We start from the raw sequence: 16,768 nt of genomic DNA on the forward strand, positions 1-16,768 counted from the left end.
CCGCGGGAAAGCGGACCTTAACAACTCCTCTGCGTCACCTAACCGCCAGCCAGGCGTCGCAAATTTACCACAGCTTATCCTTTGCCGATTACCGTGCGGACGAGTCAGAGAGCGGGCTGCTCTTTCGGCTGCGCCTGGTTTTCCGCGAATGGAATGGGGTGGGGGAATGTCGGTCAAGTCGAAGTCGAACCAATCGAAGCTGCCAACTTTGCGGTTTCGCGCAAAAATCATCCTCGGCTTCGTGGCGGTGCTGGCCATCCTCGCCGTCAGCATGGCCTTCGCCTATTTCGGCTTCGAGCGGATTGCCGGCGCCGTGGCCTCCTATCGCACCAGCGTCTCGGAAGCCGACCTCGCGCGGACGGTCGACCGCGAACTGATCGCCTATCAAGGACTGGCCCGCGCCTACACCCTGACGGGGGCCGCGGATGACGAGACCGCAGCCAAGGCTGCCGAGGAAAATCTGAAGAGCGCGATCGCCAAGTCGATGTCCGCCACGACCGGCGCCGCCCGACGCGAGGAGGTCGGCAAGCTCGAGGCCGAGTTCCAGCGCTTCACCAAGGTGTTCGGGGAAATCATCACGCTGACGCGTGAGAACAACAAGATCGCGGCCGATGAGCTCAACAGCGTCGGCAACAAGATCCGGTTCAAGTTCGACGATCTCGCCGATACGGCCGCGCTGGCGGGGCTGGCCTCAGTCCAGACCACGGCCAAGGACATCACCTCGCAATATCTGGCGGTCTCCACCTCGGTCAGCGCCTTCGTCGCCAAGCCGGAGCCGAAGACCGCCGATGGCGTGATCGCCCGCGTCAAATTCCTGGAGACCCTGCTGGTCTCGATCTATGCCAACGACCAGAAGATCACCGACCGCGTCACCGAGATCGGTAATCTGCTGAAGCAGTACCGTTCCTCCTTCACGAAGCTGTCGGAGAATGTGAAGATCATCGTCAAGCTGAACGGCGAGATGACCAAGACGGCGGCGGGCATCCTCAAGCTCTCCGGCGAACTGCGGTCGGACCTGACGGCCGATCAGCAGCGCATCGAAGCGAGCGCCAATGCGACGATCGTGGATACCGAGCGACTCATGGTGATGCTGGCGCTCGGCGGCCTCGCCATCGGCGCGGTGCTTGCCCTGATGCTCGGCAACGGCATCTCGCGTCCGATGATCGCGATGTGCAAGGCGATGCGGGAGCTCGCCTCGGGCAATTTCGACGTCGTGCTGCCGGGTCTCGGCCGCAAGGACGAGATCGGCGAGATGGCCGGCGCGGTCGAGGAGTTCAAGGTTCAGGCTGTCGCCAAGGCCGAGCGCGATGCCGCGGCCAGCGAAGTGCAGAACCGTGAGCAGGCCGCAAGCCGCCGCGCCGAGCTGATCCGCTTTGCCGATGATTTCGAGAGCGCGGTCGGCGCCATCGTGTCCAACGTCTCGGCCTCGGCCGTGCAGCTGGAATCGGCCGCGTCAACGCTGACCCGGACCGCCGAGACCACCCAGAGCCTGTCGAGCCAGGTCGCGGGCGTCTCCGAGCAGGCCTCCTCCAACATGCAGTCGGTCGCCACCGCGACGGAAGAGCTGTCGGCCTCGGTCGAGGAGATTGGTCGCCAGGTCCGCGATTCCAGCCGCATTGCGGAAGCTGCCGTGGTGCAGGCCAAGGAGACCGACGGTCGCATTGGAAAACTCTCGCATGCGGCGCAGCAGATCGGCGAGGTCGTCAAGCTGATCACGGCGATCGCCGAGCAGACCAACCTTCTGGCGCTCAATGCCACCATCGAGGCGGCGCGCGCCGGTGAGGCCGGCCGCGGCTTCGCGGTGGTCGCGAGCGAAGTGAAGTCGCTGGCGAGCCAGACCGCGAAGGCGACGGATGAAATCTCCTCGCACATCACGGGCATGCAGGGCGCCACCGCCGAATCGGTTGCCGCGATCAAGGAGATCGGAGCGACCATCGGCCAGATCTCGTCGATCTCGACCTCGATCGCCAGTGCCGTCGAGCAGCAGGGCGCGGCGACGCAGGAGATCGCGCGCAGCGTCCAGACCGTGGCACAGGGCACCCAGACCGCGGCCACCGACATCGGCCAGGTCAACCGCGGCGCCGCCGAGACCGGCTCGGCCTCGGAGGAGGTGCTGCACTCGGCCAAGACGCTGTCATCCGAAAGCACCCGTCTGCGCGCCGAGCTCGATCGCTTCATGGGGAATATCCGCGCGGCGTAGGCCTCGCTGTCGCTTCACCCTCGGTTGTCGTCCCCGCGAAAGCGGGGACCCATAACCACAGGGAGTGGTTATAGAGCGAGGGGGTAACTCCGAGTCTCCGCCAAGCCGCGTCCTGTGGGTATGGGTCCCTGTGTATCGAAATCCTGTCATGGTGGAGTGGGCGGGAAGCCGTTGGGTCCTTGGCGCTTGACGCCGTGAGCCGGCTCGGTCTCCCGCCCGTTCCATTTATCAACCTGAACAGTTGCACGAGGCTGCGCCAACAGACCTCGCATCACAGGGACAGGCACCATGATCATACGCCCTCGTTACGTCGGAATCGACGTCTCCAAACGATATCTCGATATCTTCGATGAGAGCCTGGGCGTGCCGGAGCGCATCGCCAACGCGCCGCAGGCCATCACACAGATCGCGGCGCGTTGGCGATGCGATGTGCTGGTCGTCTTTGAAGCCACGGGCGTCTATGACCTTGAGCTTCGTGAGGCGCTCAGCCAGGCCGGCATCCGCTTTGCCCGGATCAACCCGGCCCGGGCCCGGGACTTTGCGCGCGCCAGCGGCCAGCTCGCCAAGACCGACCCGATCGATGCCCGGATGCTGGCGAGCTTTGCCCGGGCCATGCAGCCTGCCGCTGAGCAGGCTGCCAATCCTGCCCGCAATGCCCTGGCGGGGCTTGCAAAACGGCGGGATCAACTGGTTCTCATGCGTGCCCAGGAGAAGAACAGGCGCAGCGAGGCCGAGGACCGCGCCATGGCCGATCGCATCGGTCGGCTCATTGAAGTCCTCGACAATGAGATCGCCGCAATCGAGGCCGATATTAGCGCACTGATCAAGACTGAGCCGGAGGTCTCCGATGATGCGCAGTTGATGCGGTCACTTCCCGGCGTGGGCCCCGTAACCTGCATGCAGCTGATCGCGCAGATGCCGGAACTCGGAAAAGTGGGACCGAAGCAGGTGGCCGCGCTCGCCGGCCTGGCTCCCTTCAACGTCGACAGCGGCGCTTACCGCGGCAAGCGGAAGATCGTCGGGGGCCGAAAGCGCGTCCGCGATGCCCTCTACATGGCCGCTCTCAATGCGGTCCGCCGGGCCGATCCATTCAAGGCCTTCTACGCTCGACTGCGACAGGCCGGTAAACCTGCCAAGCTCGCTCTCATTGCCGTTGCCAGGAAGCTGTTGACGGTCCTCAACGCCATCATCCGCGATCGAAAGCCGTACCTGTACACTAGGCCAACATAACAGTTGCCGGATCTTCGCTGCGCTCGTCCGGGACGACAGCGGAGTTAAGAGCGCCGTCTGAGACTCACTCCCTCCCGAACGCCCGCTTCAGCTCGACCTTCGCCTTTTCCAGCCGCGCGCGCTGTGTTTTCGGCAAGGTCTTGCCGGCGCGGTTGATGTAGAAGGTCAGCATCGACAGCGCCGAACGATAGGCGCCGGTCTTGCGTCGTGAGCTGTGCTCGGCCGATCGCTTCAGTGACGTCGCGATCTTCTTCGGGCTGGTCAGCTTGAACACGCCCTGCTTGAGGTCGAGTGCGTCGCTCTCTTTGGTCACACGCTGCGACCAGCGCTTTGGCGTTGCGCGTTTGGCGTTCTTGCGCGTGGTCGTGCTGCGCCGCGTGCTTGTCTTCCGGCGGCTGGATTTGCGGGCGCCGCTGTTTCGCGAATGTGTCGTCTTTCTGACATGAGCCATGCGTCAACTCCTTGCGGCTCCATCGGAAACGGCCGGTGCTGGCGGCCGTTCCTGCGGGAACCCGGCCTCGCCGCGGACGTTGTCGCAGGTGGCAGGCGGAATGCCGCACCCCAATGATCGGATCGACCCCGTTCACGTCCTGTGAATCGGGGCCGCTTCTATTGATCGAACGCAACAGCCCGATGGAATTGCAGCAAAGCCCAGCGCGGAACTATGCATCTGGGGTCTCGGCGGCCGCGACCGACCGCATCGTCGAGACCAGTATTCCGGCGCGGCTCGACGCGCTGCCCTGGAGCGGGTTTCACACCCGCGTCGTGCTCGCGCTCGGCATCACCTGGATCCTTGACGGGCTCGAGGTGACACTGGCCGGCGCGCTCTCCGGTGCGCTGAAGCAGAGCCCGTCGCTGCACTTCTCCAATCTCGATCTCGGCATTGCCAATTCCGCCTATCTCGCCGGCGCCGTGCTCGGTGCGCTCGGCTTCGGCTGGCTCACCGACCGCATCGGCCGCAAGAAGCTGTTCTTCATCACGCTGGCGCTCTACCTCTCGGCGACGGCGGCGACCGCTCTGTCGTGGGATGTCGCGAGCTACGCGGCGTTTCGTTTCCTCACCGGCGCCGGCATCGGCGGCGAATACACCGCGATCAACTCGACCATCCAGGAGTTGGTGCCGGCGCGCTATCGCGGCTGGACCGATCTCGTCATCAACGGCAGTTTCTGGATCGGCGCCGCGATGGGCGCGGTCGCGGCCATCGTGCTGCTCGATCCCGCCGTGATCGCGCCCGATCTCGGCTGGCGTCTCGCTTATCTGATCGGCGCCAGCATCGGTCTCGTCGTGCTGTTGATGCGAATGTGGATTCCGGAAAGTCCGCGCTGGCTGATGATCCATGGCCGTCCCGACCAGGCGCATGCGATCGTCGACGAGATCGAGCGTTCCGTGATCGGGCATGGCCAGGATACGAGCGAGGCGCGCTTCACCAAGATGCGGCTGAAGATGCGCGATCACACGCCGATCCGCGAGGTCGTGCACACGCTGTTCTCGGCGTACCGCCAGCGCGCGCTGGTCGGCCTCGTGCTGATGAGCGCGCAGGCGTTCTTCTACAACGCGATCTTCTTCACCTTCGCGCTGGTGCTGACCGATTTCTACGGCATCCGCGCCGATCACGTCGGCTGGCACCTGCTGCCGTTTGCCGCCGGCAATTTCCTGGGGCCCCTCTTGCTCGGCCGGCTGTTCGATACGCTGGGACGCCGCACCATGATCATGTTCACCTACGGCATGTCCGGCGTGCTCCTGGCGGTCTCGGGCTATCTGTTCTCCATCGGCGTGCTCTCTGCGCAGGGGCAGACCATCGCCTGGATGGTGATCTTCTTCTTTGCATCGCCGGCCGCCAGTGCGGCCTATCTCACCGTCAGCGAGACCTTTCCGCTCGAAGTTCGCGCGCTGGCGATCGCCGTGTTCTACGCGGTCGGCACCGGCATCGGCGGCGTGATCGGGCCGGCGCTGTTCGGCGCACTGATCGACACGGGATCACGCACCAGCGTGTTCGCCGGCTATCTGCTGGGGGCAGTCCTGATGATCGCGGCCGCGATCGTGGCGTGGCGCTATGCCGTCTCGGCGGAGCGCAAATCGCTCGAACAAATCGCTCGGCCGCTCGCCTTTATGGAGTAGACTGATGAAATCGGAACTTGCAGAGATGGCGTTGGACCAGCAGAACACCCTACGCGACGACGACACCCCGGAAACGGTGCCGGTGCCGCATGCACTGGTGCCGCATCTCGACGAGACCGCAATTCTGCTCGACATCGACGGGACCCTGCTCGACCTGATGCCGACGCCGCGTGAGGTGTGGGTGCCGCCGGGCCTCTCGGACACGCTGAACCGGTTGACCGAGCGGACCTCCGGCGCGCTGGCGCTGGTCAGCGGCCGCTCGCTCAACGACATCGACCTGATCTTCGCGCCCGACGTGTTTCGCGCCGTCGCCGGCCACGGCGCCGAGATGCGGCTGTCGGTCGACAATGAGGCCGATGCCGTGCACGCGCCGCCGCTGGACAAGGAGCTGAAGCGGCGGCTGGCGGCCATCGCCAAGCTTTCGCCCGGCATTCTGCTCGAGGACAAGGGCTATTCGCTGGCGCTGCATTACCGTCTCGCGCCGCATGCGGAGAAAGCCATCTACGAATCCGTCTCGGTGATCCGCGCCGATCTGCCCAACGCGCCGATCGAGGTGCTGCCCGGCAAGTTCGTCTGCGAGATCAAGCATTCCGGGTTTACCAAGGCGACCGGCGTACGCGAGCTGATGAAGCGGGAGCCGTTCAAAGGGCGGCGTCCGATCTTCATCGGCGACGACGTCACCGACGAAACCGTCTTCGCGATCATGCCCGACATGAACGGGCTCGCCTTCTCGGTCGGACGTCGTGCCATGGGCGTGAATGGCCATTTCGACGCGCCGAACGACGTGCGTGCGTTCCTTGCCCGCCTGCTTGATCCCAGGTGAAACGAGGGCAGCGCCCTCTCGCAGACATAATGTCGGTCGGCTCGGCGTCTTGGCGCGCCGCGCTATTTGGTGTGCAACACAATCGCACACGCTGTCTTTGCAGCGGAATTTCCCGGGTTCCGCAAGCGAAACCAGTTCCAACGCGCACGCCCGATTTTGGTTTCAATTGGTTGAAACGATGATCAGGAACCATATTGATGAACGGCAGTTAAACGGGGTGGAATGAAACAGGAGGGGACGACCTGTGAACTTAGTCGTCGTTTCGAATCGCGTCGCGCGCGGCAAGCCTAATGAGCCCATGACGGGCGGCCTCGCGGCGGCCTTGTTGCCGGTGGTGGAACATTCGGGCGCGATCTGGGTGGGATCTTCGGGCCGGGTCCGCGACGGCCATCAAAAGGAACCTTTTGCCGAGATCGAAGCGCTTGGCACCGGCGCAATCGCGACGTTGGATCTGCCCGCGGCGCATTACGGCGGCTATTACGAGGGTTTTGCCAATTCCGCGCTGTGGCCGGCGCTGCATTCGCGCAGCGACCTGATCCGCGTCTCGCGCGAGGATTACGTCAGCTATCGCGAGGTCAACGCCTTCATGGCGCGCGCCTTGATGCGTTTCCGAAAAGCCAAGACCGCGTTCTGGGTGCAGGATTATCACTTCCTCGCGCTCGGTGCGGAGCTGCGCGATCTCGGCGTCGACGACCCGATCGGCTTTTTCCTGCATACGCCGTGGCCCGTCGCCGCGGTGATGCAGGGCGTGCCCAATCATCGCGAGCTGATCACGGCGATGCTGGCCTACGATCTGCTCGGCTTCCAGACCAATGAGGACTGCCAGAACTTCCTCGGTTATGCCGGCGGCGAGCTCGGTCTCACCGTCGAAGACGGCGTCGTGCTCTCGCAGCACGGCCGCACCCGCTGCGAGGTGTTTCCGATCGGGATCGATGCGGAGAAGTTCGCAGCTTACGCCGCGAAATCGGCCTCGCATCCGGACGTGTCTCGGCTGCGCCGCAGCCTCAATGGCGAGCGGCTCGCGATCGGCGTGGACCGGCTCGACTATTCCAAGGGCCTGATCAACCGCATCACCGCGTTCGACCGGCTCTGGACCGAGCAGCCGCAGTTTGCGCGCAGCATTTCGCTGCTCCAGATCGCCAACCCTTCGCGCGGCGCGATCGAGGCTTACGGCAATCTCCAGAACGACGTCGCGCGCCTCGTCACCGACGTCAACGGCCGGCACGGCGAGGTCGACTGGACGCCGATCCGCTATCTGAACAAGGGTTTCAGCCAAGCGGTGCTGGCGGGCCTCTATCGCACCGCGCAGGTCGGTGTGGTGACGCCGCTGCATGACGGCATGAACCTCGTCGCCAAGGAATATGTCGCTGCGCAAAACCCGGCCGACCCCGGCGTGCTGGTGCTGTCGAAGTTCGCGGGCGCTGCCAACGAGCTCGAGACTGCCTTGCTCGTCAATCCGCACGACATCGACGGCATGGCGCGCGCGATCGCGGTCGCGGCCGCGATGCCGCTCACCGAGCGCAAGATGCGCTGGGACGCGATGATGAAGAAGCTGCGCGGTCACACCATCCAGCAATGGTCGGCCGATTTCGTCGCCGAGCTGGAGAAGTGCCGAACCGAGAAGGCCGCCGTCGCCCCGCTCGCCGCGCAACCGCCGCAAGCGCTGCGCTGGCTGAAGTCGGCGATCTCGGGCGTAAGGCTGATCTGAGATTTTTTCTCAGTCCTATCAACTCGTCATGGCCGGGCTTGACCCGGCCATCCACGTCTTGCGTCCGACAACGTGGATGCCCGGGACGAGCCCGGGCATGACCGCAAACAGCGCATAGCGCCATCAATAACAATACGAGACCCCATCCAGGATCGCGCATTGCCGCTTGTTCGGCGCGTTGGGATCGTCCATCGGCACCATGCCCTTGCCCTGGCCGACGAACACGCCGGGGCCGACATGCACCGAGCTCTTGTTGCCGATGATCACGCTCGGATGCGGCGTCGAGCTCGAGCGCGTGCCGTCCGGCCAGATGATGGCATCGCCCGACAGCACCCCGCGCCGGCCGTCGTTGCAGCTGACGTCGACGCCTTGCCGGGTGCAGACCTGGGCAGCAGCGGGGACCGCGAGGGCGGAGCCGAGGCCTGATGCCAGGCCAAGGGCGAGGATGGTCTTGCGGATGGTCATGGTGTCCCCCGTAGGCGTGTTCGCCGCTCCTGCGTGAATCGTCGCGCCAAACCCGCCGCGGGTTCAGCCGGCAGGCGGATCGGTGGACCTGTTACATCAGATATTGTCTTGCAACTACAACAAGTTGCGGAAAATTCACCCGATTGAGCCGCGATCCCTTGCAAAATCGGCGGCGCCCCTTCAAGAGAGGGCGCTCCGGAGAGATGGCCGAGTGGCTTAAGGCGCACGCTTGGAAAGCGTGTGTGCGGGAAACCGTACCGTGGGTTCGAATCCCACTCTCTCCGCCATTGGCCCTCATCCCCCTTCATCCGCGCCATGTCACGCTCCGTCAGCGCGGACTGCTCGTGCGCATCAGCACCAGTTCGATTTGACGTCGGCACAGATGCGAAAGACGGCGATGCAGAATCACGCCTGTACAGAGACGCGAGCCGTCCCTAACTTCTCGCGCGCAATTGTGGGAGATGGGGCGTGGCGAAGAAGGCGACCAAGAACAAGACTGCGAAGAAGGCGGCAACGCGAGCTGCGGCGAAGAGCGGGGCCCGCAAAGGGACTGTCGCGAAGCCGGTCCGAAAAACCGCCACCGGCAAATCAGCGAAGCCGCCCCGCCCACGCGGACCGGCTTGGCAATGGTCGGCAGTCGAGACCGCAGCCGCGATCCGCTCCGGCGCGATCTCCGCGGTCGAGACCGTGGAAGCCCATCTCGAGCGGATGCGCGCGGTCAATCCGAAGCTCAACGCCGTCGTCGTCGATCTCTCGGAAGAAGCGTTGAAGGCTGCCCACGCGGCCGACAAGCAGCGCGCCAAGGGCGCTGCGCTCGGCCTTCTGCACGGCGTGCCGATCACGATCAAGGAAAACGTCGATTACGAGGGACGGCCGAATTTCAACGGCGTGCCCGCCAACAAGGACCTTATCGCGCCGTCGGACGCGCCGGTCGTGCGCAACCTGAAGAAGGCCGGCGCGATCGTCATCGGTCTCACCAACACGCCGGAATTCTCCTTTCGCGGCTTCACCGACAATCCCCTGCATGGGTTGACGCTCAATCCCTGGGATCCTGATATCACCTGCGGCGGCTCGTCGGGTGGCGCGGGTTCGGCAGTCGCTGCCGGCATCGGCACCATCGCCCATGGCAATGACATCGGCGGCTCGCTGCGCTGGCCGGCGCATTGCAACGGCGTTGCCACCATCAAGCCGACGCAGGGACGTATCCCCGCGTTCAACGAAAGCGCAACGGCCGAGCGGCCGATGCTGGCGCATCTGATGTCGGCGCAGGGGCCGCTCGCGCGCCACGTCGCCGACGTTCGCCTTGCGCTCGAGGTGATGAGCCAGCGCGATCCGCGCGATCCCTGGTGGGTGCCGGCGCCGCTGGTCGGCGAGAAGCCGAAGGGGCCGATCAAGGTGGCGCTGGCCAAGATCCCCGCCGATATGGATGTCGATCCGTCCGTCAGCGCGGCGCTGCGGCAGGCCGCCGACCATCTCGAACGGTCCGGCTACCGTGTCAGCGAGGTCGAGGTGCCCGACATCAACGGCGTCTGGCAGACCTGGTGCGACATCATCACCAACGAGACTGTGGTGATGCAGGAAGCTTCCATGCTGAAGGTCACCTCCGAGGATTTCCACAAGGCCTGGGGCGGCATGAAGGCCAAGGCCAATGTGCTCGATCTCAAGGCCTGGATGCAGGCGACCGCCGCGCGCAACGGCCATATCCGCGCCTGGCAATTGTTCTTCGAGGACTACCCAATCGTGCTGGCGCCGACCACGGTGAAGCCGACGCCGGGCCCGCGCGAGGACACCGTCAGCGCCGAGCGCGTGCGCGAGATCTTCTGGGGCGAGATCCGCTTCATCTCCGCGATCAACGTGCTGGGCCTGCCCGGCGCGGTGGTGCCGGTGGCGCTCCACGACGGCAAGCCGATCGGCGTGCAGCTGATCGCCGGGCGCTATCGCGAGGATCTCGCGCTCGATGCGGCGGCCGCGATCGAGAAGCGGGCCGGCGTGCTCACGCGCCAACTAGAGGGATGGGGTAGGGCGATAATCTTACCCTATCTTCGTGCGGGAGAGGGTGGCTCGCGGCCGGCGTCTCGGCAAGCCGACGCTCTGCTGCGCTGAAGAGTTAGATCGAGACAGTCGCATATGTCGGTTTAGCGGCGTCCGAACCACGTGGGCAGAACGCGGGTCGACAAGCGCCCACATGCCGCCGCTCTAGGCGTCAGGCGTCCATTATCCTCTTCATGGTGGCCCTTTGCATTGATCGCGGCGTCAAACGATTTGAAAAGGCAGCCATCTTGTTCGACAGGCCTGCGATCACGGTGGCCTTTCCTTGCATGAGCGCCCGAATACCGCTCGCGGCGACCGGACGCGGCTTCATGGTGAGGAGCCGCAGCAAGCTCGAAGCGGTTGCACCGGCTGCCGCATCAAAGCCTGTCGCCGTGTGTCCCGGGCAAAGACTGGTCACGACCACACCATGTGGGCGGAGTTCGTCATGCAGGGCCTCGCCAAAGGCCAGCACGTAAGCCTTGGTCGCTGCATAGGCCGCATAGGTGGGGACGGCCTGGAAGGCCAGGAGGCTGGCGATCAGAAGGATATGTCCGGATCGCCGCTGAGCCATGTCGCGGCCGAATAGATAGGTCAGCTCTGTGAGCGTGGTGATGTTGAGCTGGATCATGTTCGCGGTCTGCTCGATCGGCGTGTCCAAAAAATTGCCGTGCAAGCCGAAGCCGGCATTGTTCACCAAAATGTCGATCGTCACGGACCTCGCGTCGAGACTGCTTTTCAGGCGGCTGGCCGCGTCCGGCGCGGCAAGATTGATCGCCTCGACCAGCACGTCCACCCCGTATTTGCTGCGGAGATCGGAGGCAAGCTTGTCCATCGTCTCCCGCCGTCGAGCCGCCAAGACGAGATTGACCTTCTGCGCTGCCAGGAGATCTGCGAATTCGAGGCCGAGGCCACTCGACGCCCCCGTGACCAGCGCCCATTTTCCGGCGAAGCTATCCGTTGCTTCTTTCGACATCGTTCTCTTCTCGTCTATCTGGAGTCAGCGAATGGGCTCGCACCCATTCAATCGGAACACCGGCCCATCCACTCAAGCGGCTGCGGTGTCGCGAACCTGCTCGGCCGCGGCATCCAACAGCGCCTGAGCCAGATCAGGGTCGTTGACGACGCGCGACAGCGTCACCGCGCCGATCATCGTCGCGAGGATGGCCATGGCCTTGCCGCGCGAGGCCTCCTCGCCGGCTCCGGCTAGGAAGCGGCTGAGCACGTCGAGATGCGCCTTGATCCCCGCTTCGAATTCCGCCTTCACCTCGGGGCCTTGTCGGGCGGCATCTGCGCCGAGCGCCACGATCGGGCAGCCGTCCATCCTTTCTCCGCGATGGTCGTCACTGAGGTAGAACGAGATTACCGCGCCGAGCGGATCATCGGGATGTGCCGTGGCCGCGTCTGACCATCGGCCGGACGCGCTTTCCAATGCGCGCCTGGACGCCTCGACCGCCAGATCCTCTTTCGAAGCGAATTGCTTGTAGAAGGCGCCTTGAGTGAGCCCGGCTCCCTTCATCAGGTCCTTGAGGCCGATGCCATCAAAGCCGCGCTCCCTGAAGAGGCGACTGGCCACATTGATCACGGTTTGGCGGTTCTCGGCCGCCTGGGTGCGACTCACTCGCATCGTGGACCTCCATTTGGATTTCGTTCGACCTCTATAACAAGTATAGAGTTCGACTGCAATCTATCAATCTGCAGGAATTTGACTGCCGCCCGAGGAAAACCGCCGCTCAAGGGATCACGCTCCCGTTATCCGCCACAATTTAGATTGCGAACAAAATCTAATGTACGTATAGAGTTCGTACGTAATCTAAATCTCAAGGGAGACGGCCATGAAAAGGGGTGTTGCGGTGCTCGCCGGTATTTTGATCCCGGCGGGGGTGGCGACTTTCGTTGCGCTTGCGATTCCCGCCCATGAGGCTTCCGCAGTTAGCGATCCCAGGCAGGAGCCACCTATGGTCCGTCTGGTGACCCCCAACCGGGTCGGAGGATCTGAACGCGGTTTTACCGGGACCATCGGCGCCCGCGTGGAAAGCAATCTCGGCTTTCGCGTCGCCGGAAAGATCGTCGAACGACTCGTGAATGTCGGTGAGCAGGTCAAATCCGGCCAGCCGCTGATGCGGATCGACGAAACCGATCTCCGTCTCGCGCTCACCGCGAAGCGCAACGCCGTTGCCGCTGCGCGCGCAATTGTCGTGCAGACCGATGCCGACGAGCGGCGCTACGCCAATCTGATGAACGACGGATGGACGTCAAAGCAACGCTACGAGCAGGCGAAGGCCGCATCGGACACCGCCAAAGCGCAGCTTGCCGCGGCGGAAGCCGATGCAGGGGTTGCCGAGAACCAGGCGACCTATTCCGTCCTGGTTGCCGATGCCGACGGGACGGTCACCCAGACGCTTGGTGAGCCCGGACAAGTCGTCTCCGCCGGCCAGGCTGTCGTTCGGCTGGCACAGTCCGGTCCTCGCGAAGCCGTGGTGGCGCTTCCGGAGACGATCCGGCCGGCGATCGGTTCGCTCGCGGAGGCCAGTCTGTATGGAAGCGACGGACGCCGCCATACCGCACATCTTCGTCAGTTGTCGGATTCCGCCGATCCGCAGACCCGGACCTATGAGGCCCGCTACGTGCTCGATGGTGAGGCCGCGGCGGCGCCGCTTGGCGCGACGGTCACCATTCGGCTTGCAAGCCAGGACAGTCAACCGGAAGTCCAGGTGCCGCTGGGCGCCGTGCGCGACGACGGCAGAACGACCGGCATCTGGGTCTTCGACGCTGCGACCTCGACCGTACGCCTGCAGCCCGTCAAGCTTCTGCGTGTGACCAGCGAGACGGCCGTTATCTCCGGATCGAGGTCCGGTGACCAGATCGTTTCACTCGGCGCTCATCTGCTGCACGAAGGTGCCCACGTCAGGACTGCCGCGGACAGCAGGAGCAACTGATGAGCTTCAATCTTTCCGCGCTCGCCGTTCGCGAGCGGGCCGTCACCCTGTTCTTCATCCTCCTGCTGGCGGCCGCGGGCGCCTACGCCTTCTTCAAGCTCGGACGGGCCGAGGACCCGTCCTTCACCATCAAGACCCTGACGGTCACCACCGTGTGGCCGGGCGCCACCGCACGCGAGATGCAGGACCAGGTCGCCGAACCCCTGGAGAAGCGGATTCAGGAGCTGACCTGGTACGATCGGGTGGAGACGACGACGCGGCCCGGCTATGCCTACATGACGGTGACGCTGAAGGACAGCACGCCGCCATCGAGCGTGCAGGAGGAGTTCTATCAGGCCCGCAAGAAGCTGGGCGATGAAGCGCGCAAGCTGCCCTCTGGCGTGCTCGGCCCCTTCGTCAACGACGAATATTCGGACGTCAGCTTCGCGCTTTATGCGCTCAAGGCCAAGGGCATGCCGATGCGCGAGCTCGCAAGGCAGGCCGAGGTCATCCGTCAGGACCTCCTGCACGTGCCCGGCGTCAAGAAGATCAACATTCTCGGCGAGCGTCCCGAGCAGATCTTCGTCGAGTTTTCCTTTGCCAAACTGGCAACTCTCGGTGTGTCGGCAACGGATATCGTTGCTGCCTTGCAGCGGCAGAACACGGTGACACCGGCAGGCTCGATCGACACCAAGGGCCCGCAGGTCTTCATCCGCGTCGACGGCGCTTATGACAGCGTCCAGGGGATCGCAGACACGCCGATCGTCGCTGCCGGGCGGACGCTGAAGCTGTCCGACATCGCCGAGGTCCGCCGCGGCTACGAGGATCCTCCCACCTACATCATCAGGCACCAGGGTGAGCCCACGATCATGCTCGCGGCGGTGATGCAGGAGGGCTGGAACGGCCTGGCGCTCGGCAAGGCGCTGGAGGAAAGGTCCGCGGCGATCGCCCGGACGCTGCCGCTCGGTATGAGCCTGGCCAAAGTCAGCGATCAAGCCGTCAACATCACCTCGGCGGTCGACGAGTTCATGATGAAGTTCGCGATGGCGCTCGGCGTGGTGCTGCTGGTGAGCCTGCTCAGCCTTGGCTGGCGCGTCGGCATCGTCGTGGCAGCTGCCGTCCCCCTGACGCTCGCCGTCGTGTTCCTGATCATGCTGGAGACCGGCCGGTTCTTCGACCGCATCACGCTCGGCGCCTTGATCCTGGCGCTTGGTCTTCTCGTCGACGACGCCATCATCGCGATTGAAGTGATGGTCGTGAAGATGGAAGAGGGCATGGACCGCATCTCGGCAGCCGCCTATGCGTGGAGCCACACCGCGGCGCCAATGCTGTCCGGAACGCTGGTGACGATCGCGGGCTTCCTGCCGGTGGGTTTTGCCCGCTCGACCGCCGGCGAATACGCCGGCAACATCTTCTGGGTCGTGGGGTTCGCCCTCATCGTCTCCTGGATCGTCGCCGTGATCTTCACGCCGTATCTTGGCGTCAAGATGCTGCCCGCGATCAAGCCGGTCGAAGGCGGTCACCACGCGATCTACGGCACGCCCAACTATCAGCGCTTGCGAGGCGTGATCACCCTCGCCGTCCGCCACAAATTCCTGACCTGCAGCATCGTCGCCGTCGCCTTCGCGCTTTCCGTCCTCGGCATGGGTGGTGTCAAGCAGCAGTTCTTTCCGACCTCTGACCGCCCGGAAGTGCTGGTGGAGGTTCGTCTGCCCGAGGGCACCAGCATCGAGACGACGACGGCCACTGTCGAGAAGCTCGAGGGTTGGCTGCACGATCAACCCGAGGCCAAGATCATCACCAGCTATGTCGGCCAGGGTGCGCCGCGCTTCTTCTTCGCGATGGCGCCCGAGCTGCCCGATCCGGCCTTCGCAAAGATCGTCGTCCTGACGCCTGACGCAGAAGCGCGCGAGGCCTTGAAGCACCGGCTCCGACAAACCGTGTCGCAGGGCCTTGCGCCCGAGGCCAATGTGCGCGTCACCCAACTCGTGTTCGGACCCTATACGCCGTTCCCGGTCGAGTTTCGTGTGATGGGGCCGGATCCCGCGCAACTCTACGCCATCTCTCAAAAGGCTCTCGAAGTGATGCGCGGCGTTCATGACGCGCGGCAGGCAAATCGGGATTGGGGCGATCGCACACCCGTGCTTCGCTTCGTCCCGGATCAGGATCGACTGAACCTGATCGGTCTTTCGCCGGCCGAGGTCGGTCGCCAGCTTCAGTTCCTGCTCACCGGCATCGCCGTGACGCAGGTCCGCGAGGACATCCGCAATGTCCCCATCGTGGCACGCAGCGCGGGTGGCGAGCGGCTCGATCCGGCGCGTCTGGCGGATTTCTCATTGATGAGCCGCGACGGCCGCTCGATTCCGCTCGACCAGGTCGGTCATTCGGAAATCCGGCTCGAGGAGCCGATCATGAAGCGGCGCGATCGCACCCCCGTCGTCACCATACGCTCCGACATCAATGAGGCGTCCCAACCGCCGGAAGTCTCCAAGGAGATCAAGACAGCCCTGCAGCCCCTGATCGCATCCCTTCCGGCCGGCTATCGTATCGAGCTGGGCGGATCGATCGAGGAAGCGACCAAGGCCAACGACGCGCTGGCGACGATCTTCCCAGCCATGATCGCCGCGATGCTGATCGTCGTCATGCTGCAGGTGCGGTCCTTCTCGACGATGGCGATGGTCGTCCTGACAGGACCGCTCGGCCTGGTCGGTGTCGTGCCGGCACTGCTCATCTTCAACCAGCCGTTCGGATTCAACGCGATCCTGGGCCTGATCGGACTGGCGGGCATCCTGATGCGCAACACGTTGATCCTGACCGAACAGATCAAGGAGAACCTTGCCGCCGGCCTTGACGACTATCACGCCGTCATCGAAGCCACGGTGCAACGCACGAGGCCCGTGATCCTGACTGCCTTGGCTGCCGTGCTGGCCTTCATCCCGCTCACTCATTCCGTGTTCTGGGGATCGATGGCTTACACGCTGATCGGCGGCACCGCGCTCGGAACGGTTCTGATCTTGCTGTTTCTTCCTGCGCTCTATGCCGCGTGGTTCCGCATCAAGCCGACCGCAGACGATATGCATGAAGCTTCGCGCGAGAAGCCGGACCTGCAAGCGGCATTGGCTGCCGAGTAAGGCTCCGTTGATCCCATGGAGGATCGGTGGCCGACATCGCCGCCGCTGATTGATTAATGCAATTTAACCCGAATTCCGGCCAATTCGCCAATAACGGTTAGGGTTACTTCCTCGATCTCTAAGCGAATTATTGTCCGCTTTACCACC

General features: G+C 64.2%; 12 protein-coding genes and 1 tRNA gene. 9 read left to right on the forward strand and 4 right to left on the reverse strand.

Annotated features, from left to right (window positions below; all coding sequences use genetic code 11):
* The first annotated feature begins 166 nt into the window (after positions 1–166).
* Both AC0WRY_RS02595 and AC0WRY_RS02600 read left to right on the forward strand, forming a co-directional pair.
* A complete protein-coding gene (locus tag AC0WRY_RS02595; protein WP_194405545.1) occupies positions 167–2,200 on the forward strand; it encodes a methyl-accepting chemotaxis protein in 2,034 nt (677 codons plus the stop codon).
* Positions 2,201–2,488: 288 nt separating this feature from the next.
* Complete coding sequence (locus tag AC0WRY_RS02600; protein ID WP_194404488.1) at positions 2,489–3,430, forward strand: IS110 family RNA-guided transposase; 942 nt, start codon at positions 2,489–2,491, stop codon at positions 3,428–3,430.
* A gap of 64 nt (positions 3,431–3,494) precedes the next feature.
* Here AC0WRY_RS02600 and AC0WRY_RS02605 read toward each other — a convergent pair whose 3' ends face one another.
* Positions 3,495–3,881 carry a DUF3175 domain-containing protein gene (locus AC0WRY_RS02605; protein WP_194405546.1) on the reverse strand — a complete coding sequence of 129 codons (387 nt, stop codon included), beginning with the start codon at positions 3,879–3,881 and terminating at the stop codon, positions 3,495–3,497.
* A gap of 182 nt (positions 3,882–4,063) precedes the next feature.
* On the opposite strand from AC0WRY_RS02605, the gene AC0WRY_RS02610 reads away from it, so the two are divergent.
* The 3 genes from AC0WRY_RS02610 (at position 4,064) to AC0WRY_RS02620 (ending at position 8,079) form a co-directional block, all read left to right on the forward strand.
* Positions 4,064–5,548 carry an MFS transporter gene (locus AC0WRY_RS02610; protein WP_491123537.1) on the forward strand — a complete coding sequence of 495 codons (1,485 nt, stop codon included), beginning with the start codon at positions 4,064–4,066 and terminating at the stop codon, positions 5,546–5,548.
* Positions 5,549–5,552: 4 nt separating this feature from the next.
* The gene (gene otsB, locus AC0WRY_RS02615; protein WP_194405547.1) at positions 5,553–6,371 is read left to right on the forward strand and encodes a trehalose-phosphatase; all 819 of its coding nucleotides are present in this window, start codon (positions 5,553–5,555) and stop codon (positions 6,369–6,371) included.
* 244 nt (positions 6,372–6,615) lie between these two features.
* The gene (locus AC0WRY_RS02620; protein WP_194405548.1) at positions 6,616–8,079 is read left to right on the forward strand and encodes a trehalose-6-phosphate synthase; all 1,464 of its coding nucleotides are present in this window, start codon (positions 6,616–6,618) and stop codon (positions 8,077–8,079) included.
* Between the two features lie 123 nt (positions 8,080–8,202).
* Here the strand turns inward: AC0WRY_RS02620 and AC0WRY_RS02625 are convergent, their stop codons facing one another.
* The gene (locus tag AC0WRY_RS02625) at positions 8,203–8,544 is read right to left on the reverse strand and encodes a hypothetical protein (RefSeq protein ID WP_194405549.1); all 342 of its coding nucleotides are present in this window, start codon (positions 8,542–8,544) and stop codon (positions 8,203–8,205) included.
* Between the two features lie 197 nt (positions 8,545–8,741).
* Here AC0WRY_RS02625 and AC0WRY_RS02630 point away from each other — a divergent pair.
* Positions 8,742–8,831 (forward strand) — tRNA-Ser (locus AC0WRY_RS02630).
* Positions 8,832–9,012: 181 nt separating this feature from the next.
* Entirely contained in the window at positions 9,013–10,647 is a 1,635-nt protein-coding gene (locus AC0WRY_RS02635; RefSeq protein WP_491122612.1) for an amidase family protein, read from the forward strand.
* Positions 10,648–10,747: 100 nt separating this feature from the next.
* Here AC0WRY_RS02635 and AC0WRY_RS02640 read toward each other — a convergent pair whose 3' ends face one another.
* Both AC0WRY_RS02640 and AC0WRY_RS02645 read right to left on the reverse strand, forming a co-directional pair.
* Positions 10,748–11,548, reverse strand: coding sequence for an SDR family NAD(P)-dependent oxidoreductase (locus AC0WRY_RS02640; RefSeq protein WP_194405551.1), 801 nt, complete (start codon positions 11,546–11,548; stop codon positions 10,748–10,750).
* Between the two features lie 72 nt (positions 11,549–11,620).
* On the reverse strand, positions 11,621–12,199 hold the full coding sequence (locus AC0WRY_RS02645; protein WP_194405552.1) for a TetR/AcrR family transcriptional regulator: 579 nt from the start codon (positions 12,197–12,199) through the stop codon (positions 11,621–11,623).
* A 208-nt stretch (positions 12,200–12,407) separates the two neighbouring features.
* Here AC0WRY_RS02645 and AC0WRY_RS02650 point away from each other — a divergent pair, with 208 nt between their 5' ends.
* Together AC0WRY_RS02650 and AC0WRY_RS02655 are read left to right on the forward strand one after the other, a co-directional pair.
* Entirely contained in the window at positions 12,408–13,511 is a 1,104-nt protein-coding gene (locus AC0WRY_RS02650; protein ID WP_194405553.1) for an efflux RND transporter periplasmic adaptor subunit, read from the forward strand.
* On the forward strand, positions 13,511–16,621 hold the full coding sequence (locus tag AC0WRY_RS02655; protein ID WP_194405554.1) for an efflux RND transporter permease subunit: 3,111 nt from the start codon (positions 13,511–13,513) through the stop codon (positions 16,619–16,621). The genes AC0WRY_RS02650 and AC0WRY_RS02655 overlap by 1 nt, the downstream gene beginning before the upstream one ends.
* Positions 16,622–16,768: the final 147 nt, after the last annotated feature.

Source organism: Bradyrhizobium sp. T-12 (assembly GCF_058314695.1).

Coding starts and splice junctions, on each gene's coding strand:
- AC0WRY_RS02640 (WP_194405551.1), bottom strand. CDS start 11,548: ATGTCGAAAGAAGCAACGGATAGCTTCGCCGGAAAATGGGCGCTGGTC.
- otsB (WP_194405547.1), top strand. CDS start 5,553: ATGAAATCGGAACTTGCAGAGATGGCGTTGGACCAGCAGAACACCCTA.
- AC0WRY_RS02605 (WP_194405546.1), bottom strand. CDS start 3,881: ATGGCTCATGTCAGAAAGACGACACATTCGCGAAACAGCGGCGCCCGC.
- AC0WRY_RS02650 (WP_194405553.1), top strand. CDS start 12,408: ATGAAAAGGGGTGTTGCGGTGCTCGCCGGTATTTTGATCCCGGCGGGG.
- AC0WRY_RS02655 (WP_194405554.1), top strand. CDS start 13,511: ATGAGCTTCAATCTTTCCGCGCTCGCCGTTCGCGAGCGGGCCGTCACC.
- AC0WRY_RS02645 (WP_194405552.1), bottom strand. CDS start 12,199: ATGCGAGTGAGTCGCACCCAGGCGGCCGAGAACCGCCAAACCGTGATC.
- AC0WRY_RS02625 (WP_194405549.1), bottom strand. CDS start 8,544: ATGACCATCCGCAAGACCATCCTCGCCCTTGGCCTGGCATCAGGCCTC.
- AC0WRY_RS02610 (WP_491123537.1), top strand. CDS start 4,064: ATGGAATTGCAGCAAAGCCCAGCGCGGAACTATGCATCTGGGGTCTCG.
- AC0WRY_RS02600 (WP_194404488.1), top strand. CDS start 2,489: ATGATCATACGCCCTCGTTACGTCGGAATCGACGTCTCCAAACGATAT.
- AC0WRY_RS02595 (WP_194405545.1), top strand. CDS start 167: ATGTCGGTCAAGTCGAAGTCGAACCAATCGAAGCTGCCAACTTTGCGG.